The organism is Pseudomonas triticicola, from assembly GCF_019145375.1.
GTDB classification, from domain to species: Bacteria; Pseudomonadota; Gammaproteobacteria; order Pseudomonadales; family Pseudomonadaceae; genus Aquipseudomonas; species Aquipseudomonas triticicola.
The window spans coordinates 3,531,166-3,554,121 of sequence record NZ_JAHSTX010000001.1 but is presented as its reverse complement, the minus strand read 5'-3'; the positions used below and the strand labels follow the sequence as shown (position 1 = coordinate 3,554,121).

Annotated in this window: 19 protein-coding genes and 1 pseudogene; 12 read left to right on the top strand and 8 right to left on the bottom strand. The window is 59.6% G+C overall.

Features of this window, described 5'->3' with window-relative positions:
* Positions 1–127 precede the first annotated feature (127 nt).
* Entirely contained in the window at positions 128–3,592 is a 3,465-nt protein-coding gene (locus KVG85_RS15855) for a dermonecrotic toxin domain-containing protein (RefSeq protein ID WP_217864325.1), read from the top strand.
* A gap of 26 nt (positions 3,593–3,618) precedes the next feature.
* Here KVG85_RS15855 and KVG85_RS15850 read toward each other — a convergent pair whose 3' ends face one another.
* The gene (locus KVG85_RS15850) at positions 3,619–4,398 is read right to left on the bottom strand and encodes an IclR family transcriptional regulator (RefSeq protein ID WP_217864324.1); all 780 of its coding nucleotides are present in this window, start codon (positions 4,396–4,398) and stop codon (positions 3,619–3,621) included.
* A gap of 163 nt (positions 4,399–4,561) precedes the next feature.
* On the opposite strand from KVG85_RS15850, the gene hmgA reads away from it, so the two are divergent.
* The 4 genes from hmgA (at position 4,562) to KVG85_RS15830 (ending at position 9,353) form a co-directional block, all read left to right on the top strand.
* A complete protein-coding gene (gene hmgA, locus KVG85_RS15845; RefSeq protein ID WP_217864323.1) occupies positions 4,562–5,866 on the top strand; it encodes a homogentisate 1,2-dioxygenase in 1,305 nt (434 codons plus the stop codon).
* A 3-nt stretch (positions 5,867–5,869) separates the two neighbouring features.
* Positions 5,870–7,174: a fumarylacetoacetase gene (gene fahA / locus KVG85_RS15840; RefSeq protein ID WP_217864322.1), complete on the top strand. Its 1,305-nt coding sequence runs from the start codon at positions 5,870–5,872 to the stop codon at positions 7,172–7,174.
* A 12-nt stretch (positions 7,175–7,186) separates the two neighbouring features.
* Complete coding sequence (maiA, locus tag KVG85_RS15835; protein ID WP_217864321.1) at positions 7,187–7,822, top strand: maleylacetoacetate isomerase; 636 nt, start codon at positions 7,187–7,189, stop codon at positions 7,820–7,822.
* A 160-nt stretch (positions 7,823–7,982) separates the two neighbouring features.
* Positions 7,983–9,353, top strand: a complete 1,371-nt coding sequence (locus tag KVG85_RS15830; protein ID WP_217864320.1) for an MFS transporter — start codon at positions 7,983–7,985, stop codon at positions 9,351–9,353.
* Positions 9,354–9,444: 91 nt separating this feature from the next.
* Here KVG85_RS15830 and KVG85_RS15825 read toward each other — a convergent pair whose 3' ends face one another.
* On the bottom strand, positions 9,445–10,248 hold the full coding sequence (locus KVG85_RS15825; RefSeq protein ID WP_024011653.1) for a SirB1 family protein: 804 nt from the start codon (positions 10,246–10,248) through the stop codon (positions 9,445–9,447).
* A gap of 184 nt (positions 10,249–10,432) precedes the next feature.
* Here KVG85_RS15825 and KVG85_RS15820 point away from each other — a divergent pair, with 184 nt between their 5' ends.
* A complete protein-coding gene (locus tag KVG85_RS15820; RefSeq protein ID WP_016771635.1) occupies positions 10,433–11,452 on the top strand; it encodes a Glu/Leu/Phe/Val dehydrogenase family protein in 1,020 nt (339 codons plus the stop codon).
* A gap of 169 nt (positions 11,453–11,621) precedes the next feature.
* On the opposite strand, the pseudogene KVG85_RS15815 reads toward KVG85_RS15820, so the two are convergent.
* A pseudogene (locus tag KVG85_RS15815) lies at positions 11,622–11,876 on the bottom strand (YebG family protein); the annotation flags it as partial.
* A 346-nt stretch (positions 11,877–12,222) separates the two neighbouring features.
* Between KVG85_RS15815 and KVG85_RS15810 the strand changes: the two are divergent.
* Positions 12,223–12,723, top strand: coding sequence for a phosphate-starvation-inducible protein PsiE (locus tag KVG85_RS15810; RefSeq protein ID WP_016771633.1), 501 nt, complete (start codon positions 12,223–12,225; stop codon positions 12,721–12,723).
* Here the strand turns inward: KVG85_RS15810 and KVG85_RS15805 are convergent.
* A complete protein-coding gene (locus tag KVG85_RS15805; RefSeq protein WP_016771632.1) occupies positions 12,720–13,037 on the bottom strand; it encodes a DUF3509 domain-containing protein in 318 nt (105 codons plus the stop codon). The two genes, KVG85_RS15810 and KVG85_RS15805, sit on opposite strands and share 4 nt — an antisense overlap.
* Positions 13,038–13,300: 263 nt before the next feature.
* Positions 13,301–14,677: an L-serine ammonia-lyase gene (locus tag KVG85_RS15800; protein WP_217864318.1), complete on the bottom strand. Its 1,377-nt coding sequence runs from the start codon at positions 14,675–14,677 to the stop codon at positions 13,301–13,303.
* Between the two features lie 135 nt (positions 14,678–14,812).
* Here KVG85_RS15800 and KVG85_RS15795 point away from each other — a divergent pair, with 135 nt between their 5' ends.
* Positions 14,813–15,760 (top strand): LysR substrate-binding domain-containing protein, encoded by a 948-nt coding sequence (locus tag KVG85_RS15795; RefSeq protein ID WP_217864317.1) that lies wholly within the window; start codon positions 14,813–14,815, stop codon positions 15,758–15,760.
* Positions 15,761–15,960: 200 nt separating this feature from the next.
* The gene (locus tag KVG85_RS15790) at positions 15,961–16,368 is read left to right on the top strand and encodes an HPF/RaiA family ribosome-associated protein (RefSeq protein ID WP_217864316.1); all 408 of its coding nucleotides are present in this window, start codon (positions 15,961–15,963) and stop codon (positions 16,366–16,368) included.
* A gap of 288 nt (positions 16,369–16,656) precedes the next feature.
* Here the strand turns inward: KVG85_RS15790 and fecA are convergent, their stop codons facing one another.
* From fecA to KVG85_RS15775, 3 genes are all read right to left on the bottom strand, one after another.
* Positions 16,657–18,990: a TonB-dependent Fe(3+) dicitrate receptor FecA gene (fecA, locus tag KVG85_RS15785; RefSeq protein WP_217864315.1), complete on the bottom strand. Its 2,334-nt coding sequence runs from the start codon at positions 18,988–18,990 to the stop codon at positions 16,657–16,659.
* 147 nt (positions 18,991–19,137) lie between these two features.
* The gene (locus KVG85_RS15780) at positions 19,138–20,070 is read right to left on the bottom strand and encodes a DUF4880 domain-containing protein (RefSeq protein ID WP_217864314.1); all 933 of its coding nucleotides are present in this window, start codon (positions 20,068–20,070) and stop codon (positions 19,138–19,140) included.
* Complete coding sequence (locus KVG85_RS15775; RefSeq protein WP_225926680.1) at positions 20,067–20,597, bottom strand: sigma-70 family RNA polymerase sigma factor; 531 nt, start codon at positions 20,595–20,597, stop codon at positions 20,067–20,069. Before KVG85_RS15775 ends, KVG85_RS15780 begins: the two co-directional genes overlap by 4 nt.
* A gap of 146 nt (positions 20,598–20,743) precedes the next feature.
* Here KVG85_RS15775 and KVG85_RS15770 point away from each other — a divergent pair, with 146 nt between their 5' ends.
* Genes KVG85_RS15770 through KVG85_RS15760 form a run of 3 tightly spaced genes read left to right on the top strand, consistent with a single transcriptional unit; the run spans position 20,744 to position 22,955 of the window.
* Positions 20,744–21,049 carry a DUF3649 domain-containing protein gene (locus KVG85_RS15770; RefSeq protein WP_041479671.1) on the top strand — a complete coding sequence of 102 codons (306 nt, stop codon included), beginning with the start codon at positions 20,744–20,746 and terminating at the stop codon, positions 21,047–21,049.
* Positions 21,046–22,629, top strand: a complete 1,584-nt coding sequence (locus KVG85_RS15765) for a PepSY-associated TM helix domain-containing protein (protein WP_217864312.1) — start codon at positions 21,046–21,048, stop codon at positions 22,627–22,629. The genes KVG85_RS15770 and KVG85_RS15765 overlap by 4 nt, the downstream gene beginning before the upstream one ends.
* Positions 22,629–22,955: a DUF3325 domain-containing protein gene (locus KVG85_RS15760; protein WP_217864311.1), complete on the top strand. Its 327-nt coding sequence runs from the start codon at positions 22,629–22,631 to the stop codon at positions 22,953–22,955. The genes KVG85_RS15765 and KVG85_RS15760 overlap by 1 nt, the downstream gene beginning before the upstream one ends.
* Position 22,956 lies beyond the last annotated feature (1 nt).

The following is a 22,956-nucleotide window of genomic DNA, read 5'->3' as shown; positions in this document are numbered from 1 at the left end:
GGTTTTCGTTGTTGGATGGCATGTTTTGTAATTTGTTCGCGCTTCATGTTGGCTGGAAAAGAAACTACCTTGCGATTATCGGCAGTGGCTGCACTTGCAGCTCTGGATAATCAAGTAAGGAAAGTTTATGGCCAAGTTATATAAAAGTTTGATGCGTGGTTCTTTCGGTGAACAAGTCACTTGGCCGGAAGAGTGGGAAAAGGCAACGCAGGCAAAAGCAGATCTGTTCAAAATCATCGACGCCATGCCGAGCGTGCTGGATATTCTGCGCAACATGCTTGAAGGTGAATTGAAGCGTCTGGGCAAAACAGTTGATATCGACAAGGTCTATATCAATACCGATCCTGCTTTCCCTGCCGATGAAAATCGGCCTTCGGGCACTCTTTGGGATGTCACGGTTCATTGTCTGAATAACAATGTCAGCCCCGCTTACATCATGGGCGGTGATGGAGTGTTTTTTCTGCCGGAAACGTTCAGTGAGCAATTCAAAGTCCAGGTGCTCAATACCATTGTTGTCGAAGATCTGATCGCTGCTGTAACTGCCGGACTGGAAAAAACACTGCGAGCCGAGATCGCAAAGTTCTGGGCTGCGCCAGTCAAACCCGTCCATCCCGACAATGCACCGCTGTCCAATAAGCAGGCTTTCATCGAAGCCTATGCCGTGGTCACCAGTGCAGAGCTGTCGCTGTCGGTCATGGCCAACAATTTCGATGCCCGGTTGGGCGAGCGATTCGCCCACCTGCTCGACGCAGATGCCGGTCGCGCAGCGTTTGCAGTCAACCTGCAACCGGCACAGGATTATCTTCTGGTGCGCCAGCCGTGTTTCGTTATGGACAACGCCGAGCGTGCGGACGCAGAGATGCAACTGGTCAACGAATCGACTTCCTATCTGCTGCACACGCCGGAAAACGGCTTTGAATTCTTTGAAAGAAATACCGATTTGCACAGCAAACTTCAGCAGAGACTTTCCCTGCGTAGTGAGCAGATCAGTTATCCGAAAGCCACGCAAAGTCCTCATGCGTTTTGTGCAGACGCCCACCTCAAAGGTCAGCTTGAAAGTGTGTCGACCATGATCATTGGCCGGGAACTACTGGAAAAACCGCTGACCTCCATGCTTCAGGAGAATCAACGCCTGCATGTGCTGCGTTACGGTATCGACACCCGCTTTTATTTGCTTTGGGCTGCGCTGAAACGCAACGACTGGCCGCTTTGGCTGCATGCCGCTGGTAACGATGTTCAACAACGTTATAGCGAACTTGAAGCATCCAAAGACCAGTATGAGGCCGCATATTCGAGCGCGTTCGATGCGTGTTTTTCTTTCAAGGACTATGTGGTGCGCACGTTCGCCGCATGGGCGCAGAGGGCCTTTGACGAACGCCTGGATCCAGAAGCGATCAGTGTCCATAGCTCTTACACTTTGCAAGTTGCCGGTCGGACCATCGAACAGGAAGAGACCCGGACGCTGACCGAGTTTGTTGTTTTCGGTCTGCATGACACTGGTTACAAAGCGACTCTGACTATCATCGGCGCTCCCGACGGAAGTCGGCTGACGGCAGTAGCGCTCGAGCAGTGGCTGGAAAATCGCAATCTGCGCCTTGAGTTTACCGGCAGTCTTGCATACTCGCCGTCGGTTGCTTATCAGGAGGCTTATCGCAACTATCTCTTCAGCCAGATGGAGTTTGCAGCTTTTGTTGCTCGTCAGTCCGGCAAGCTGGACTCCACCGATGCGAACATCATCGCGCGAGCCATGGCGAACGACCCTGCGGTGACTATTCAGGGCTTGAAAATCAGGCTGCAAGTGCCAGCGCTGAAAGACGTTCTGATTATTTCGGCCAAGGAATACGTACCGTCACTGATGTTGGTCAAAACAGCTGGCGGTCAATTCGAACTGCAGAAATTTTCCGATATCTACGCGGCGAACCGCTGGCTGGAGTCGGCATTGTCGGCGGATCGTGAATACGCCGCATTGATGATCCATCCCGACTACCTGCACGAGGCGGGTGAGTTGCTTGGCAGCGCTGGCACTCAACTGAGCTACCGCTACACGCTTGACAGCCGGCCGGTCGATCTTTATCTGAACGCCAAGGCACCTTTGGCGGACTACGTAAATGTCGCCTACCGAACCGAAGTAGCGCTGCACAAGGCCATTGCACCGGCAGCTTATCGGGCGCTTGGCATTGAAGGGCGCAAGCGCTATTCGCGTCTGACAACCGAACTCAAGGCGCTGTCCACGGTTGATGCACGAGACAATGGTTTTCCGACATTCGAGCAGTTCACCTATGACGCTGTGAAAGCCCAGATAGAAGACATATTGCGTTCGCGTGGCAGCAACGTTTCCGTCAATCCCGACCAGATCATTATTCAGACCGAAGAGTTTCGTAAAAGCGTTACCGATGTCCTGCTTGAGGGACTCGCTTTCGAAGCGGATCATCCGGCGTACGAAACGAAATACAGCCCGAAATTCTATTTGGTGAATAACCATCCCGCTGTTAAAGAACTGGATATCCGCGACCTGTCTTCGCTGTCAAAAACGTTCCGTCCCGGCGACCGATATACCGCGACGCTGAAAGAGCAATATCTGAACAAGGCTCATCCTGATTACGCTTTCAAGCGCGCGGTCCACGCCCGGAAAATTCGCTGTGAAATGTATCGCAATGCGTTTGCCGACTTTACCAACGGCAGATTATCGACAGAGTCTTTCTCTGCTGTTCAAGGGGTTATCGACAACCTGAAAGAAAGTGGCGGTTATCAGTCGGTAGGAACCAGCACCGCCGAAGGTGATATCGGTCTGTACAAATTCAATATTGGCGCGCTGGGTCTGACGACTCCCGGTGACCGCACGGTTGGCGGCGTTTATATTTTCCGACTGAAGTTGTCGTCAGGCTTCTTCGACTTGCTCTACACGCCTGACGCGCCGGACCAAGTCAACTTCCGGCCAATCGCCGAGTTCATTCCTTCGATTCGTTTTCGAAAAGGCCCATTCAGGAACTATTACAGCGAGCGGATACTGCTGATTGACCAGAATGTGATCAATGACTACTTCGATAATCTGGTCGCAACGGTTGATGCCCGACCGGTCATTCGCACGCAGCAGCGTTCGTTACTGCCCGATCTGTTCACTTTCCATGATGACCGAGTAAGCCGTGTATTGAGTGACATCGACGAACGGACCACCAGTCTCAACGAAATAATCGCCGGTGTGGTTTATGAAAATCTGTTGAAGGCCGCAAACATTGTCAGCCTGCTGGTGCCACCCGTAGGCACGGTGGTGGTGGCTGTGCAGGTGATGAAAAGCATCTACGACGCGTCGCAGTCGCACCGACGGGGTGATTATTCCGCCGCGCTGGGGCATGTGCAGGATGTATTGAGCGGACTGCTGACATTGGGTCAGGCTGCAGCGGCGGGGGCGCCGGTCAAAGAACTTACCCGTGCGCAACGCTCGTTCCTGAGTCTGTTTGAAGACGCCCGCACGGTCGCGGAACTGGTTACGTATTACACCGGCCATGAAGACCCCGCCGATGAACTGATCGGGTTCTTCAAGTCATTGATGGAAGAGGCTGAGTCTGCATCAAGCAAGACCACGGTTCGCTGAGCCGTTTCGAGCGCTCATAGTCTGATTTATCTTTCGTAACCCATGCGCCAACTCACGGCCCGGGTCGCAGCCAACAACCGCTGCGCCGCCGGGCCGTTTTCGTCGGCGTGGAACAGCGAGGTCGGGCCGACGATGGTCAGTACCGCAGCGATCTGCCCGACCGCGTTGAACACTGGCGCAGAAAGCGCATCCACACCCGGCATCAACAAACCATGCACGTGATGCAGACCGCGTTCGCGGATCTGTTCACACAACGCTGCATAGGCTGTTTCATCCTTGAGCGGATGCTCCGCGACAGCGATCTCCTGCTCGCGCAATTCATCGGTTTCCCGGTGCGGCAGGTAAGCGCTGAACACCAGCCCGGTGGACGAGCTGAGCAGCGGCAGCACCGAACCCAATTGCGTCACCACCGTCACCGCGCGCACCGCCGGTTCGATATGCACCACGGTTGCGCCCTGATTGCCCCACACCGCGAGAAAGCAGGTTTCGTTGAGTTCGTCGCGCAACTCGGAAAGCGGCAGGGCGGCGACTTTCAGCACGTCCATGCTGTTGAGTGCGGCCAGGCCCACCCGCAGCGCTTCGCGACCGAGGCCGTAATGGTTGGTGGCGGCGTTCTGTTCGGCAAATCCCGAAGCAATCAACGCTTGCAGATAGCGATGCACCTTGCTCGCCGGCATCTGCACGTGTTCGGCCAGACGTGACAGCGAAGTCGACGGTGACAACTCGGCCAAAGCCTTGAGGATGTCGGTGCCGACCTCGGCGGAGCGGACTTTCTGTTTGCCGTTGCTGTCGCTGGTTTTTTCCATGGGGCTGGCGGTTCCGGTTCGAATGGGCGTCTTTATAGCTTGACGCTGGATAGCGAGCAAATTACGTTATGCGTAATCAGATTACGATAATAACAACCCCGGCGTGCCGAAACCTCTGAGCCAGAGCGATGGGCCATTGCCGACTCCCTGTTCAGGAGGCTCCATGAACCTCGATTCAACCGCGCAGGACCTGGTTTACCAGTCCGGCTTCGGCAACGAATTCAGCACTGAAGCGTTGCCCGGCGCGCTGCCCGTAGGCCAGAATTCCCCGCAAAAAGCCCCGTACGGCCTGTATACCGAACTGTTCTCCGGCACCGCGTTCACCATGCCGCGCGGTGAAGCGCGCCGCACCTGGATGTACCGGATTCAGCCATCGGCCAACCACCCGGCGTTCGTGAAACTGGAACGGCAACTGGCCGGCGGACCGTTGGGTGAAGTGACGCCCAATCGCCTGCGCTGGAATCCACTGGAGCTGCCGACCGAACCGACGGATTTCATCGATGGCCTGGTCAGCATGGCGGCCAACGCCGGTGCCGAGAAACCGTCTGGCATCAGCATTTATAACTACGCCGCCAATCGTTCGATGGAGCGGGTGTTCTTCAACGCCGATGGGGAAATGCTGCTGGTGCCGCAACTCGGTCGCCTGCGTATCGCCACCGAACTGGGCGTACTCGAAGTGGCGCCGCTGGAAGTCGTCGTTCTGCCGCGTGGCCTGAAATTTCGCGTCGAACTGCTCGATCCACAGGCACGCGGCTACCTCGCCGAGAACCATGGCGCGCCGCTGCGCCTGCCAGATCTTGGGCCGATCGGCAGCAACGGTCTGGCCAATCCCCGGGATTTCCTCACCCCGGTCGCTGCCTACGAAAACCTCCAGCAACCGACTACTCTGGTGCAGAAATTCCTTGGCCAGTTGTGGGCCACCGAACTCAATCACTCACCGCTCAATGTGGTCGCCTGGCACGGCAACAACGTGCCGTACAAATACGACCTGCGCCGTTTCAACACCATCGGCACGGTGAGTTTCGATCATCCCGATCCTTCGATTTTCACCGTACTGACCTCGCCGACCAGCGTGCACGGTCTGGCTAACCTCGATTTCGTGATCTTCCCGCCGCGCTGGATGGTCGCCGAAAAGACCTTCCGGCCGCCGTGGTTCCATCGCAACCTGATGAACGAATTCATGGGCCTGATCCAGGGCGAATACGACGCCAAGGCTGAAGGTTTCGTGCCCGGCGGCGCGTCGCTGCACAGCTGCATGAGCGCCCACGGCCCCGACGGCGAGACCTGCACCAGGGCGATCAACGCCGAGCTTGCACCTGCAAAAATCGATAACACCATGGCCTTCATGTTCGAGACCAGCCAGGTGCTGCGCCCAAGCCGTTTCGCTCTCGACTGCCCACAGTTGCAATCCAGTTATGACGCTTGCTGGGCCTCGCTGCCCGCCACGTTCGACCCGACCCGGAGATAACCCATGACACAGAATTCCATCACCCGCAGCTGGGTCGCTTCGGCCAACGGTCACAGCGATTTCCCGTTGCAGAATCTGCCGCTGGGCGTGTTCAGTCTCAACGATTGCAGTCCGCGCGCGGGCGTGGCGATCGGCGAGCACATCTTCGATTTGCAGGTGGCGCTTGAGGCCGGGCTGTTCGACGGTGTCGCACGCAGTGCGGTGGAAGCCATGCATGGCGGGCAGTTGAACGCGTTCTTCGAACTTGGTCGTGAGGCGCGAGTCGCCCTGCGCAAACGCCTGATCGAACTGTTCAGTGAAGGCAGCACCCTGCGCGGCAGCATCGAAGCGCAAGGCGCGAAAGTCTTGCCACTGGCTGCCGATTGCCAGATGCACCTGCCGGCGCGAATCAGCGATTACACCGACTTCTACGTCGGCATCGAGCACGCGCAGAACGTCGGCAAACTGTTCCGCCCGGATAACCCGCTGCTGCCGAACTACAAGCACGTGCCGATCGGTTACCACGGTCGCGCTTCCACGGTGCGTGCGTCCGGCACCGACGTGCGTCGGCCGAAAGGCCAGACGCTGCCAGCCGGGCAGACCGAACCGGTCTTCGGCCCATGCGCACGTCTGGATTACGAACTGGAGCTGGGCATCTGGATCGGCCAGGGCAATGAGATGGGCGAGCCGATTGCCATCGGTGACGCTGCCGAGCACATCGCCGGTTTCGGCCTGCTCAACGATTGGTCGGCACGGGATATCCAGGCTTGGGAATACCAGCCACTCGGGCCGTTTCTGTCGAAAAGTTTCATCACCAGTGTTTCGCCGTGGGTGGTGACGGCCGAAGCGCTCGAGCCGTTCCGCACGGCACAGCCGGCGCGCCCTGAAGGTGATCCGCAGCCGCTGCCGTATCTGCTCGACAAGCGTGATCAGGACGGCGGCGCCTTCGACATCGAACTGGAAGTGCTGCTGCGTACCGAAACCATGCGCGAGCAGAACCTGCCCGCCCATCGTTTAACCCTGAGCAACACTCGCTACATGTACTGGACCGTCGCGCAAATGGTCGCGCACCACAGCGTCAACGGTTGCCAGTTGCAGGCTGGGGACCTGTTTGGGTCGGGCACTTTGTCCGGCCCGGAAAACGGCCAGTTTGGCAGCCTGCTGGAGATTACCGAGGGCGGTAAGAAACCGATCGAACTGGCTTCCGGCGAAGTGCGCAAGTTCCTTGAGGACGGTGACGAAATCATCCTGCGCGCCCGCTGTGCCCGTGAAGGTTTTGCCTCGATCGGCTTCGGCGAATGTCGCGGCACCGTGATCGCTGCGCGCTGACGGGAGCGGCTTATGGATCTCTATGGCTATTACCGTTCCACTTCGTCGTATCGGGTGCGCATTGCGCTGGCGTTGAAGGGCCTCGATTACCAGGCGTTGCCGGTCAACCTGATCGCACTGTCGGGCGGTGAGCATCGGCAACCGGCGTATCTGGCGCTCAATCCGCAGGGGCGGGTGCCGACCTTGCGCACTGATGACGGCGCGCTGCTGATTCAGTCGCCGGCGATCATCGAGTATCTGGAGGAGCGTTATCCACAGGTGCCGCTGCTGCCGGATGATCTGCTGGCGCGCGCGCAGGTGCGCGGCGTTGCAGCGGTGATCGGCTGCGACGTGCACCCGCTGCACAACGTCAGCGTGCTCAATCGCCTGCGCCAGGCGGGGCAGAATGAGGCGCAAGTGGTGGAGTGGATCAGCCATTGGATCAGCCAAGGGCTGGCGACAGTGGAGCAGTTGATCGGCGACAGCGGTTTCTGTTTTGGCGAATGGCCGTGCGTGGCAGATGTGTATCTGATTCCGCAGTTGTATGCGGCTGAGCGGTTCAACGTCAGCCTGGAGGCATATCCGAAGATTTGCCGTGTGGCTGCGTTGGCGGCTGAACATCCGGCGTTTATCAAGGCGCATCCAGCCAATCAACCGGACACCCCGTAACTGAAGACCAAAAACCTGTGGGAGCGGGCTTGCCCGCGATAGCGATCGTCCAGACACCCTTGTGTTGAATGTGCCGCCGTCATCGCGGGCAAGCCCGCTCCCACAGGGATCGAGGTGGCAATAGCGAAATAATCATAAAAACAAAAACAGGTACCTTGCGATGCATAACCAGATTGCCAGCTTCCGTGCGGCGCTCGACGCCCGGCCTGTGTCCCGTTATCAGTGGTTGCTGTTGATTCTGCTGGCGTTGCTGCTGGTCACCGACGGTTATGACGCCCAGGTGCTTGGTTATGTAGTGCCGGCGCTGGCCCAGGACCGGGGGCTGGAAAAATCCGCGTTCGGGCCGGTTTTCAGTGCCAACCTGCTCGGCCTGACCCTCGGGTCGCTCGCGGTTACGCCGCTGGCTGACCGCTTCGGTGTGCGTCGCATTCTGCTTGCCTGCGTATTGATCTACGCCACGCTGACGGTGCTGATGGTTTTCGCCGATTCGCTGAACACGCTGATGATCGCGCGATTCATCTGCGGCATCGGCATGGGCGGCGCGATGCCCAGCGCCATGGCCTTGATGTCGGAATATTCACCACCGCGTCTGCGTACCTTGATGGTGACGCTGGCTGCCTGTGGTTTCTCGTTCGGTGGGGCAGCGGGAGGTTTTGTTGCCGCCGGTTTCATCGATCAGTTCGGCTGGCAGGCTGTGTTCCTCGCCGGCGGCGTGACGCCGTTGCTGCTGTCTCCGTTTCTCTGGTGGATGTTGCCGGAATCGCTGCCGCGTTTGCTGCGTGATGCACCGCCTTATGCACGGCTGCGCAAAGTCAGCGCGCGGATGTTGCCGGACTGGCAGCCACCGGTGGCCAGCGTCGAGCAGAACGAGCGCGAACAGGGCAGCAAACTGACCGTGGTCGAATTGTTTCTCAACGGCTACGCGCGGCCAACCTTGCTGATCTGGGCGACGTTTTTTGTCAGCCTGATTCTGTTGTATTTCATGATCAGCTGGCTGCCAACGCTGCTGCTGGAAAGCGGATTGAAACTCAACGAAGCCAATCTGGTGACGTCGATGTTCCTGTTCGCCGGGACCCTTGGCGCGATCTGTATGGCCTGGTTCGCCGACCGTTTGCAACGCGAGGTGCGCCTGTTGTCCGGCGTACTGGCAGGGGCGGCGCTGTGCACGATTCTGCTCGGGCTCAACCATGACGATCCGCGTTTTCTGGTGGCCTGTGTGTTTGCCGCCGGGTTCTGCATCATCGGCGGGCAACTGACGCTGAATGCCTTTGCCAGCAATTTCTACCCGGCCCATGTGCGCGCTACCGGCACCGGATGGGCATTGGGCGTGGGACGTTTCGGTTCGATCCTCGGGCCGCTGTTTGGCAGCCTGCTGCTGGCGATGCACATACCGGTGGAGCAGATTTTCTTCTTCTGCGCGATCCCGGCGGTGATTGCCGCACTGCTGATCATTCAGGTGCGCTCGCCCACTGATGCCTCCCGAGCCACCGTGGGAGCGAGCCTGCTCGCGAAGAACGATAACGCGGTTTGACCGGAGACCGAGGTGCCTGCTTCGCGAGCAGGCTCGCTCCCACACAGCTTTGTGTGGGCCTCAAGGATGGGGGCAAACCTGCAAAAAGCGGTCAATGCACGACGGAGTTGGGCGGCAGATGGCCGAGGCGTTCGGTCAGGCGCAGGCGCTGGATCGGGTCTTCGCTGAGCAATAACGCATGCTCCAGATCGAAGCGCTCGGCGTTCGGGCAGTCCAGCCGTTGATACAGACTGGCCCGGGCCATGTAATCGGAGGCCTTCGCATCACCCAGTTCGAGCACTCGTTCTGCGTCGATCAGCGCGGCGATGTGATCGTCGTGGGTCAGGTGCAATTGGCGCAGGTTGCGTGACAGACGTTGCAGCATCTGCACTGGCGTGGCCGTCAGCAGATGCTCGGCGCTGAGCTGCATGTTCGGGCCGTATTGGCGTTGCAACAGTTCGCGACAGTCGTTGGGATACAAGCGTCGACCTCCGCAAGGGTCGAGCAAGTGGTCGGCGCCGGGTACCCGCAACAGGAAATGCCCGGGGAAGTTGACCCCGACCAAAGGAATTTCGAGGCCATGCGCCAGTTCCAGTGCGATCAACGCCAATGCCAGCGGCTGACCGCGCTGGGTGTGCAACACACGATGCAGCAGCGCCGCCTGCGGGCGCAGCGGCAGGAAATCATCCTGCGCGAAACCGAGATCGACCATGCGCCGCAACAGCGGTTGCGCCAGTTCGCTGACCGGCAGCATCGGCAGGCCATAGCTGACGCGTAGTTGCAGATCCTTGAAGGTGCGCAACCATGCCTCGGGCTCGAGGGTTTTGTCGTGCTCGGCACTTATCCACAGCGCAGCTTCCAGCAGGGCCGGCGGTGAACGATGCAGGCATTCGAAAAAGCGTTGGCGCGCACTCATCTGAATCTCCCTCCAATGCCTCGTTTTAGCCCCGTCCGGGTTGTTCGTCCAGTGCCGGGCGCGTTGAGCGCGAGTTATAGCGGCGCAACATTGTCCGCTCGGCGGCTCATGCTGGTGCGCGCCAGCAATTTTCAGGGGCAAGCCTATACTGGCGTTCTACAAGAAGTGATTCGGGAGCCTGTCGATGTTCGCTCTCATGCAAAGCACTCGCCTGGAATCGCTGCACTTGAGCGTGGACCCGGTCACCGGGTTGAAGGCGGTCATTGCCATTCATGACAGTCGCCTGGGGCCAGCCCTGGGCGGCTGCCGTTACCTTGCCTATCCCAACGACGAATCTGCGGTCGAGGACGCCATTCGCCTGGCGCAAAACATGAGCTACAAAGCGGCGCTTGCCGGCCTTGCGCAGGGCGGCGGGGTGGCAGTGATCGTGCGCCCTGCCCATGTCGAGAATCGCGCCGCGTTGTTCGAGGCTTTCGGCCGTTGCATCGAGCAACTCGACGGCCGCTACATCACCGCCATCGACAGCGGTACTTCAGTGGCGGATATGGACTGCATTGCCCAACAGACGCGGCATGTCACCAGCACCACCTCGGCAGGCGACCCGGCACCGCATGCGGCCATGGGCGTGTTCACCGGCATTCGCGCCACGGCGATGGCGCGTCTGGGCAGCGACAACCTCGAAGGTTTGCGCATTGCCATTCAGGGCCTTGGCAATGTCGGATATGCGCTGGCCGAGCAACTGCACGCGGCAGGCGCCGAGTTGCTGGTCAGTGACATCGACCACGGCAAGGTGCAACTGGCGATGGAACAGCTCAATGCTCACCCGATCGCCAACGACGCATTGCTCAGCACGCCGTGCGACATTCTCGCGCCTTGTGGGTTGGGTGGTGTGCTCAACAGTCACTCGGTGTCGCAACTGCGCTGTTCCGCTGTGGCCGGTTCGGCGAACAATCAACTTTCCCATCTGGATGTGGCGGATCAACTGGAACGGCGCGGGATTCTTTATGCGCCGGATTATGTGATCAATGCCGGCGGGCTTATTTACGTTTCGCTTAAACATCGTGGCGAGGAGTTGCCGACGATTACGGCGCATCTGTCGAAAATCAGTTCGCGGCTGACCGAAGTCTTTGCCCATGCTCAGGCGGAAAAACGTTCGCCGGCGCGGGTGGCGGATGAGTTGGCGGAGAAGGTTTTGTATCGCTGAAAGCAAAAGATCGCAGCCTTCGGCAGCTCCTACACTCGGAATGCAGAAGCTGCCGAAGGCTCGGGCCGCGATCGGACGATCTTTCTGATTACTTCGCCGCTTTCGCTGCTTTGGCGGGCTTCGCCGGCGCCTCGTCAGGTTCTGCCGCTTCAGCTTTTTCGACAGGCTCGGCCGGCGCATTTATCAGCTCCGACAGCGCATCGGGCTGGTTCTTGAATGCCCGGGCGAACACATCACGATTCTTCGCCATGTAGATCCCGGCTTCTTCCACTTGCTGTTCGGTCAGGGACGGAACGGCTTTTTGCAGCACATCGGCCAGATATTCGGCCAGTTCGAGCATTTTGTCATGACGATCAGCTTCGGCTTTATCCATGAACAAGCGCTCCAGATCTCGGCTGCTGCGGTATACCACTTCGACGGCCATTCACCACCTCACATGCCTTCACGTTAAGTTGTCTTGACGACTACTGTATCCATATACAGCGAAAAGGATAAGCGAATCCCTGCGCCATGGGTAGTGGCTTTTCAATGTAGACCGGATTTGGCGTTTGTCAGGGGACGGGGTGGCTGCTATTCGCGAGCAGGCTCGCTCCCACGGGGATTGTGCAAAGCCGCGAGCCTGCGACCAAACGCCACGGCGCGGGATTTGCGGCGGATCGCCATGATGCGTGGCCCTGAACCTGCATGAAAACCTTTGCAACAAGGCGCGCGCGCAAAACCGTCACGTGCGATACGCATCATCCGCCCGAAACGGGCTAAGGAAACTCATCGTGAAAATAAACTGGGCCGAGAAACTGCGGCGTAACGTGCATCAACTGGCCGAGTCCCTGGGCAACCTGTTCGTCGAAACCTTCCACTATCTGGCGCTGTTCGCCATCGGTGCGGTGACGGCGTGGGCGGCGGTGATGGAGTTCCTCGGCATGCTCGAAGTCGGGCACATCAAGATCGATGACATTCTCTTGCTGTTCATCTATCTGGAACTGGGCGCGATGGTCGGGATTTATTTCAAGACCAACCACATGCCGGTGCGCTTCCTGATCTACGTGGCGATCACTGCACTGACACGCCTGCTGATCTCCAACGTCTCGCACCACAACCCGCCGGACATGGGCATCATCTACCTGTGCGGCGGCATTCTGCTGCTGGCGTTTGCGATCCTGGTGGTGCGTTACGCCTCGTCGCAGTTCCCCTCGGTGAAGATCGAGAACCCGCAGCGCAAGATCGGCACGGGCTCCAGCGAGCATCCGGAAGTGGAGAAGGGCGAGCTCTAAAGGCCCGCCGCCTGGCCGGGCTGGCCTTTGACCCGTGGCGGTGGCGGGGTCAGCCCGGCGCCGCTGGTCATGGCTTCGAGGATCGACATGGCGCTGTGACCCTGTTCGATGGCGATGCCAAACTGGATGCTTTGTACCAGCCTTTTCAAACGCTCGGGATCGTTGCGCTGTTCGGCGCTGATCATGCGCTTGGCCACGATGCGGCCGGCGTTGGACAGGGTCAGCATGATGCTGCCGTCCAGGCCCTGAATGCTCAGATTGATCTGATAGTCCGGCGCGAATGCATCGGTAATGATTTGAAATGGGTTGTCCATGATGCGTCACCGCCTGATTGAACGTGCAGTTGTTGACCGGCCATGATCTGATTTGGTTCGCAACACCAGACCACTGGCATCTCGTTCGCTGAGGTTTGCAATGTCCGTTTGCCTCAAGGGTGATATAGCAAGGGGCATGCCGGAAAAATTGTCGAACAATAAACACGGCGAAAAAAACGGTGAGCCTCGGGGCTCGCCGTTTTTTGTGGCGCGTTTTCAGGGCAGGAATGAGCCGATGATCGCTGACAGTGCAGTCAGGCCGATCAGCACTCCACCCAGTTCACCGCCAGCCCGCCCCGCGAGGTTTCCTTATACTTGTCGTGCATGTCGGCGCCGGTGTCGCGCATGGTGCGGATCACCCGGTCGAGGGAAATGAAGTGATTGCCGTCGCCGCGCAGGGCCATTTGCGTGGCATTTATCGCCTTCACCGCCGCGATGGCATTGCGCTCGATGCACGGTACTTGCACCAGACCACCGACCGGATCGCAGGTCAGGCCGAGGTTGTGTTCCAGGCCGATTTCGGCAGCGTTCTCCAGTTGCTCCGGTGTCGCACCAAGGACATCGGCCAGGCCGGCGGCGGCCATGGCGCAAGCCGAACCGACTTCGCCCTGACAGCCGACCTCGGCACCGGAGATGGAGGCGTTTTTCTTGCACAAAATCCCGACAGCGGCTGCGGCGAGAAAGAACGCAACGACGTCATCGTCAGACGCATCCGGATTGAATTTCATGTAGTAGTGCAGAACGGCCGGAATGATCCCGGCGGCGCCATTGGTCGGCGCGGTGACCATGCGCCCGCCGGCTGCGTTTTCTTCGTTGACGGCAAGGGCGAACAGGTTGACCCATTCCATCGCCGACAGGGTCGAGCTGATCACATTCGGTTTGCCGATTTCCAACAGGCTGCGATGCAGTTTTGCCGCGCGACGCGGTACTTTCAGACCGCCGGGCAGGATGCCTTCGTGGCGCAAACCTTGTTCGACGCATTCGCGCATCACCGACCAGATGTGCAGCAGTCCTTGGCGAATCTCGGTATCGCTGCGCCAGGCGCGCTCGTTGGCCATCATCAATTCCGACACGCGCAGATTATGTTGTTTGCATAGGGCGAGCAGTTCGGCGGCGCTGGAAAAGTCGTAGGGCAACATCACGTCACTGGCCGGCGCCACACCGGACTCGGCTTCCGCCGCTTCGACGATGAAACCGCCGCCCACCGAGTAATAGGTTTGCGTGACCAGCTCGGCGCTTTCGCCAAAGGCGCTCAGCGACATGGCGTTGGGGTGGTAGGGCAGGCTCTCGTCGAGCAGCAGCAGATCGCTCTGCCAGTCAAAAGCAATTGCACGTTGACCGGCGAGGAACAGTTGCCCGGTTTCGCGCAGTTGCTGGATGCGTGGATCGATGGTCGAAGGATCGATGCTGTCCGGCCACTCACCCATCAGGCCCATGACCGTTGCGCGGTCAGTGGCGTGGCCAACGCCGGTGGCCGAGAGCGAACCGTACAGGCGGATCTGCACACGTCGCACATCATTGAGCAGATGCTGATCGACCAGAGCCTGGGCAAAGGTCGCCGCTGCACGCATCGGACCGACGGTATGGGAGCTGGACGGGCCGATGCCCACTTTGAATAGATCGAAAACACTGATAGCCATGCTAAACCCTTACAAGCAATGGAGTAGGAATCGCTGCCATTTTTTGTCGGACAAGCGCAATGTCGGCGATACTGCCCGCCTCGGTTCGAGGTGACCAACGAAACCTCCTAAGACAGCCTTTAGCAGGACTAAACAATGAGTCGTCAATTGCATGCCCAGACCTATGTCTGGCTGCAGGTGTTTGCCTGTGCCGCGCGGCACCTGTCGTTCACCCGTTGTGCCGAAGAGCTGCACATCACTCCGGGAGCGGTCAGCCAGCAGATTCGCCAATTGGAAGAACGCCTGGGCTTTCGACTGTTTCATCGGCGCGCGCGGGGCGTTGAGTTGAGTGCACAGGGGCAGCGGCTGGCGATTACCGTCAATGAAGCGTACGGCAGCATCGATGCGGAATTGCGCCGGCTGGACGCGGGGATGATCAGCGGGACGCTGCGGTTGCGTTCGATACCGTCGTTTCTCGGCAAGTGGCTGACTCCGCGCCTGCCGCGCTTGCAGCAACGCTTTCCGGATATCCAGTTGCGCCTGGTGGCCGAGGACAGCAGCGTGCCACTGCATGAGGGCGATTTCGATCTGGCCATCGACCTCAACGATGGCAGTTATCCCGGATTGTTATCCACAGCCTTGCTCGACGAGCAGATATTTCCGGTGTGCGCGCCGAGCCTGTTGCGTGGGCGCCCGCCGTTGCACGGGCCGGCGGATCTGGTGCATTTCCCGTTGCTGCACGACATCACCGCCTGGCGTGGCAGTTACGAGTATGCGGAATGGGAGTTCTATTTGAATGCGATCGGCTTCGAAGGCGCCGATGTGCGACGCGGCCACACTTTCAATCGCAATCACCTGACCATCGAAGCGGCGATCGCTGGCATGGGCGTGGCGATTGCCCGGCGCACGTTACTCAACGATGAGCTGGAGCGCGGCACGTTGATCGTGCCGTTCGGCTTGTCGGTGCCCAACCATAAACGCTATGTGCTGCTGTATGCACCGGGGGCGTTGAGCCATCCGGGCGTGCGCGCTGTGCACGACTGGCTGGTGGAGGAGGCGGGGATTTTCCGCAGTCTGCACCCGCTGAATGATGGGCAATTGTGAGCAGATTTTGCCAATGGGCGAGGCGACCCAACTCCCGACATTAACAGCGCCTCGCTCTGTTGTCCGGCTTTTTTTGCGAATGAATATTTTTCTTTTTTCAGGGGTTGAAATGTTCGCCGCTCGGGCCGATTGTTGTAACCAGGAGGTCAGGAAATTCACTTCAAGGCCTCCAGCGAGCTAGCTGAAATAAGGGATGAACTATGCAAATCCAAGTCAACAGCGATAACCATATTCAAAGCAGTAAGCGACTGGAGGAGTGGGTACGTACAACTATTGAGAGCACGCTCGACCGTTATGAAGAAGACCTGACCCGTGTCGAAGTCCACCTGAGCGACGAGAACGGCGAGAAACCAGGTCCCCATGACTTGCGCTGCCAACTGGAAGCGCGGCCAAAAGGCCACCAACCGATTTCCGTGACCCACAAAGCCGATTCGCTGGAGCTGGCAATCGACGGTGCTGCCGAGAAACTCGAGCACAAACTGGATCACCTGTTCGGCAAACTGCGAGGTAAGCCACGCGCCGCTGTAGTGCCATTTACCGGCAAGGCCAACGATAAGCTGTTGGCGGAAGAATTCGACGAGAACGAACAGGCAGCGATCAACAGTTGATGCGCTGATTTAACAAGTCAAAAAAGGAGAACGGGCCTGCTGATGCAGGCCCGTTTTTTTGTTTGTGGTGTTGGTGATTGCTCGCAGGGTTTAAGACCGTAGCCCCTCATCGGAACGCCGCCCGCCCAGCCCTCTCCCGAGGGAGAGGGAGCCTATCCCGGTTGTTTTCAAGTCCAGCGTTCGGCTCGATATTGCAGGCGAGCGTAAGTCGTAAATACACCTCGGTCAGTCCCCTCTCCCTCTGGGAGAGGGTTAGGGTGAGGGGCTTTTGATCTCCATGGGTTGCGGTCAGAACGCCACCGACGTCTGCACATAAACCGTCCGTGGCTCCCCGACGTACTTGCCCTTGTTGTTGTCATCGAACGAGCGTGTGAAGTACTGCGTGTTGAAGATGTTCTTCACCCCCACCGCCACATTCAAATCCGACAGTCGCGGTCCGAAGTCATACCCGGCGCGGCTGCTGAACAGCATGTAACCAGGGATCTTGCCGGTGCTGCCATCGGCGCTTTCCTTCGAAGTGTTGGCGTTGTCGGCGAACTGGTCGCTCTGGAAGCTGCTGTCCAGATTCAGCTTCCATGGCCCTTCGGTATAACCGACGCCAATCGTGCCTTTGTGCTTGGAGGAAAACGGCACGCGGTTGCCTTTGTTCGGCCCGTCTTCGCGGATGGTTGCGTCGACATAGGCATAACTGGCGTAGACATCGAAACCGGCCAGCGCCGGGCTCAAGTCGTCGAGCGCGTAATTGACGCTGGTCTCGATGCCCTGATGGCGGGTTTCGCCGCGAGCGATCACCGAATCGTTGGTCTGGTTGCTTTCGTACTGGTTATCGAAGTTGATCAGGAATGCACCGATTTCAGCGCGCAGGGCACCGTTGTCGTAGCGCGTGCCGAGCTCCCAGGTGCGGGCCTTTTCCGGCTTCACTTCGCCGCTGCTCACGCGGTTGGGCATCTGGCTGTATTGCACGCTGCCGAACGAGCCTTCGGTATTGGCGTACACGTTCCAGCTGTCGGTCAGGTGATAGAGCACGTTCAGCGCCGGCAGCGCGGTGTTGTAGTCGCCCTTGTATTTGACGTTGGTCAGGTTGTTGGTCTGTTGCGACTCGATCATCTCGTAGCGCACGCCCGGGGTGATGGTCCATTTGCCGATGTCGATGCGGTCATCGACGAAGAACGCATTGGCTTCGGTGCCACCGCGAGTGTCGCGGTCGTTGCGGCTGCTGGTGGTCGGGTATTCGTTGGCGCTGATCGGCGTGCGATAACGCAGTTCGTGGCCGGCCTCGTTGATGTAGCGGTAGCCGACGCCGACTTCGTGGCTGCTCGGACCAAGATCGAAGCCTTGGGCGAAACGGGTTTCCAGACCACGCACCCAATACTCGCGAGGCGACAGCGAAAGAAACGTGCCCTGATCCAGATAACCGCTGCGCAGGGTTTTGGTGAAGAAAGTGTTGGCGGTGAACTCGCGGCGATCTTCCTGATAGCGATAGCCGAAGTTGAACATCGTCCGGCGCCCCCAGAACTGGTCTTTCGGTCGCGTCGATTGATACGGATCGGCATCGTAATCGGCGACGTTGAGACCGCCGGGCATGTCGGCCTTGCCTTCGTAATACTGGGCCATGGCGTTGAAGCTGTTGGCCTCGTCGAGCTGATATTTGCCCTTGAGGATCAGGTCGTCGATCTCGGTATCGCTGTGTTCGCGCCAGTCACCGCCACGGGTGCCGGAGTACAACAGCGCACCACCGAGGCCATTGGCGTTGGTGCCGCCGGCCAGCAGATTGGCGCTGGTCTTGAAACCGTCGTGGCTCGACGATGGGCTGGTTTCAGTCTGGAAACCACCCTTGACCGTTGGCTCGTCGGGAATCGCCCGGGTCACGAAGTTGACCACGCCGCCGACGTTCTGCGGGCCGTAACGCACCGCGCCGCCGCCGCGCACCACGTCCACCGCATCCATGTTGCCCATGCTGATCGGCGCGAACGACAACTGCGGCTGACCATACGGCGCGAAAGGCACCGGGATGCCATCCATCAATACTGTCGAGCGTGCGGCTAGGCGTGGATTCAAACCACGAATGCCGAAGTTCAGTGCCATGTCGTGGCTGCCGGTGCCGTTGTTCTCCGGCGCATTCACACCGGGGATGCGGTTGAGCACATCGCGGGCCTGGGTCGCGCCCTGGCGTTCGAACTCTTCGCGGCGGATCACATCACGCGCGCCGGGGTGTTCGAAGACGTTGACCTGCGCCGCATCGCCGAGCCAGTCGCCGACTACGGTCGACGTGCCCAGCTCCAGCGCCGCGTCAGCCAGCGGTTGCAGGCTGAAAGCATTGTCGCCTTCGGCGCGGGCTTGCAGGCCGGTGCCTTCGAGCAAGGCATCGAGGCCTTGTTGCGTCGTGTAATTGCCCTCCAGACCCCGGCTCTGCACGCCGCTGGTGACTTGTGAACCGAAGGAAATCAGTACGCCGGCTTCACGGCCAAACTGGTTCAGCGCGGTTTCCAGCGACGCCGGGGCGATGTGATAAACCTTGGTCTCGGCGCCCAGCGCAGCGGGCAGGGCGGTGAAACTCAGGCTGGCGCCGAACAGAAGATTGCGCAGGCTGCGTGCCAGTGGCGTAAGACGGGTGGGCTGCATGTGGATGATCCTGAGAAGGTGGAATCAAGGGGGCTTTCCTTCTCTGTCACGCCAGATCTGAAAAACGGCTCATTTATTTTTTCAGAATCAAAAGATCGCGGCCTTCTGTAGGAGCCGCCGAAGGCTGCGATCTTTTGATCTTGCTTTCTAAACCCGCGCTTCGACGCTCACCCAATAACGGGTAAAGCGCTTCACTCTGACCGGCAGACTGATCTGCAGCAGGTCGAGAATCCGCTCGCTGTCATCCAGTGGATACGTCCCGGAAATCAGCAAATCGGCAACCTGGCTGTCGCACCGCAGCTGCCCGCGCCGGTAGCGGCCAAGCTCTTCGAGGAAATCACCGAGGCGCATATGAGCGGCGACCAGCATGCCGTCAGTCCACGCACCGCTGTTGGCGTCCAGTGGTTTGGCCGCGCTGACGGAGCTGGCCGTAAAACTCAACTGCCGCGCGACCGGCAGTAGCATCGGCGCGCGGTGCTCGGCGATGAGTTCGACACGTCCTTCAAACAGGGCGATCTGCGTGCGATCAACAAACTGCCGCACATTGAGGCGCACATCTTGGGTTTTCAGCACGCCGTGTGCTGTGCGTATTTCGAACGGATTTGCAGCGCTCAACAGCATTTCGCCCTCAAGCAGACGAATCAACCGCTGCGCACCATCAACATCAACCGAGCTGGCGGTATTGAGCTGCAACGAATCGGCGCCACCCAAGGCAATCTTGCGCCGCTGCCCGACCGGCGTACGGTAATCGGCGAGCAGCGACGGCAGCGGCGTGTGCTCGCGCAGGCCCCAGGTCGCCGCCGAGCCGGCACCGAGGATCAGCAATATTTTCAGCGCCTGACGGCGGCTGCCGGACTTCGGTCCGTTCAACGCGGCGTGGGCCAACGGCGACGACACGCCGCGTAGGCGCTGGTTGACCCGTTGCATGTGTTCCCACGCCCGGCGGTGTTCGCTGTGTGCATCCAGCCATTGTTGCCAGGCCTGTTGTTGGCGCGGGCTCAGCGTGCCCTGCTGCATTTCCAGCAGCCAGTGCACCGCCTGTTCGGCGACCTGCGCGGAGAAATCCGGGGTGCGATTCATAAAGCGAAATAGCAGCGCATGGCCGCTTTGTTCAAATGGCGTTTGACCGTGGCCACCGAAATACCCAGTTCTGCGGCGATCTGTGGATAAGTCAGACCATCGATCTGAGCGAGCAGGAACGCGCGTTTGATCTGGCGCGGCAAGCCGTCGAGCAGTTCATCGAGTTCGACCAGTGTCTGCAGGATGATCGCTTTGTGCTCTTCCGACGGCGCGACCATTTCCGGCATCTGCGCCAGTGTCTCGAGGTAGGCGCGTTCCACATCCTGGCGCCGGTAATGATTGAACAGCACGCGCTTTGCCAAAGTGGTGAGAAAGGCGCGCGGTTCGATGATCACCGGTGGCTCGCGAGCGGTCAGCACCTTGATGAACGTGTCCTGAGCCAGATCCGCCGCGCTGTCGGGGCAGCCGAGCTTGCGCCGCAACCAGCCGGTGAGCCAGCTGTGATGGGCGTGGTAGAGCGATTCGACGGGATGGGCGGGCGGCAACGAAATGACTCCGGACGCAAAACTTGCGTAGAGAACGTGCATTAGAGAACAAGAACGGTTCGCATTGTAGAGGCTGGCGACAGTGTCCGGCAATCAGATGCTTTTGCGTATGAGAATATTTATCATTAATATTGCTCGCCTGTAGATTCGGCTTGTCGGCCGAACGTTTTTCGTTTCAGGGTCGAAACATGAAAGGCAAACTCGCCACCCTTCCCATGTCCTATCGTCTGGCCGTCACTTCGCGAGTGCTGGCGGCGATTTTCGGCGGCTATCTGGTCGCGGCGCTGGCCAGTGTCACCCTGACGTTGTGGCTGCCGCTGAACCGCGCCGAAGCGGTGGTCACTGGCATGACCGTGTCCTTTCTGGTCTATCTGGTCGCAGTGCTCTGGTGCTTTGCCTGCCGCAGCGCGTGGTCGGCGTGGGTCGGCCTGTTGGTGCCGAGCGTGATTCTCGCCACCGTTTCCGGTGCCGCTCGCGGTCTGGGGCTGGCATGAAGGAAGGGTTCCGGCAGGCGATGGCCTGGCTGCACACCTGGGCCGGGCTGGTGTTCGGCTGGTTGCTGTTCGCGATTTTTCTCACCGGCACGCTCGCTTATTTCAAAGATGAAATCAGCCACTGGATGCAGCCGGAGATCGCTGCACATTCGCTTGATAGCGAAGCGAGCCTGGCACTGGCGCAAGATTATCTGCAGCAACACGCCGCCGGTGCCTCGCGCTGGCTGATCGATTTGCCCGATGCCCGCGACCCCGGTCTGAAGGTACGCTGGCAGCAGGCGCCGGGCAAACCCGGCGAGCGCGGCCGCTTCGAATCCCGAACTCTCGACGCTCAGACCGGGGCCGAGGTGCAGGGCCGCGAAAGCATGGGCGGCGAGTTCTTTTACCGTTTCCACTTCCAGTTGCAGATGCCTTACCCGTGGGGGCGCTGGCTGGCGACCCTCGCCGCGATGGTGATGTTCGTTGCGTTGATCAGCGGCATCATCACCCACAAGAAAATCTTCAAGGACTTCTTCACCTTCCGCCCGCGCAAGGGCCAGCGTTCCTGGCTCGACGGGCATAACGCCGTGGGCGTGCTGGTGCTGCCGTTTCATTTGATGATCACTTACAGCAGTCTGGTGATTTTCATGTCGATGGTCATGCCGGCGAGCATCGTCGCCTCTTACGGCAGCGACGTGCGCAAGTTCTACGACGAAGTCTTTCCCGCCTCGAAGACGCCCGAGCGCGCCGATGTCGCCGCACCGCTGACCGCCATGGCGCCGCTACTGGCCAAGGCCAGCGAGCAGTGGTCGGGTGGCCATACCGCGCGCCTGTCGGTGAGCAACCCGGGCGATGCCAGTGCCACGGTGGTGCTGTCCCGCGCGGGCGATCGGGTGGTGCATGATTTCGGCCGCGCGGTGACGTTCAATGGCGTCACCGGACAGCTTCTGAGCAGTACACCCGATCAACCCATGGCGATGGCGGTGGGTGGCGCGTTTTATGGTTTGCACATGGGCCATTTCGCCGGGCCGCTGTTGCGCTGGCTGTATTTCATTTGCGGATTGGCCGGCACGGCAATGATCGGCACCGGGCTGGTGATCTGGCTCGGCAAGCGGCAGCTCAAGCACGTGAAAAGCGCGGCGCTGCCCCTCGAATTGCGCCTGGTTGAGGTGTTGAATATCGCCAGCATGGCCGGGCTGGTGTCGGCGGTGGCGGTGTTCTTTTTGGCCAATCGACTGTTGCCGGTGAGTCTGGCGGGGCGGGCCGATTGGGAAGTGAATGCGTTTTTCATGGCTTGGGGGTTGAGCGTGGTGCATGCGGTGTTGCGTCCGGGGCGCAAGGCGTGGATCGAACAGCTGACGCTCGGCGCTGCGCTGTTTATCGCGGTGCCGCTGATCAATGCGCTGACCACGCCGTGGAATCTTGGCGCCAGCCTGATGCAGCGCGACTGGGCACTGGCCGGATTTGATCTGACGTGTCTGGCGATGGGGCTTTTTCTCGGCTGGGCTGCGCGCAAGATGCAGCGTTCGGGCGACTCCGTCAGCGTTCGCAAAGTAAGTCCTTCGCCTCGCTCGATCACAGTCGAACAGGGGGCCAACTGATGCTGCTGGCCCTGTTGCTCACCTATGCCGGCTTCACCGCGTTGTGCCTGTCGATGCCACGTCATCACGCCGAATTGCTCGGCGCCAAACCGTCGACACGCCGCCGTCAGGGTCTGGCGTTGGCGGGATGGCTGTTGCTGACGCTTTCGCTGTGGGCAGCGGTCGCGGCCAGTGGTTGGAGTTTCGGTCTGGTCGACTGGTTCGCGGTGCTGATGCTCAGCGCTTTGGCATTGGTGCTGTTGCTGCCGTATCGCCCGCGTCTGGCCATGGTACTGGCCGGGTTGAGCCTGCTGGCGAGCCCGGTCGCCGCCTGGGCGCAGTGCTGAA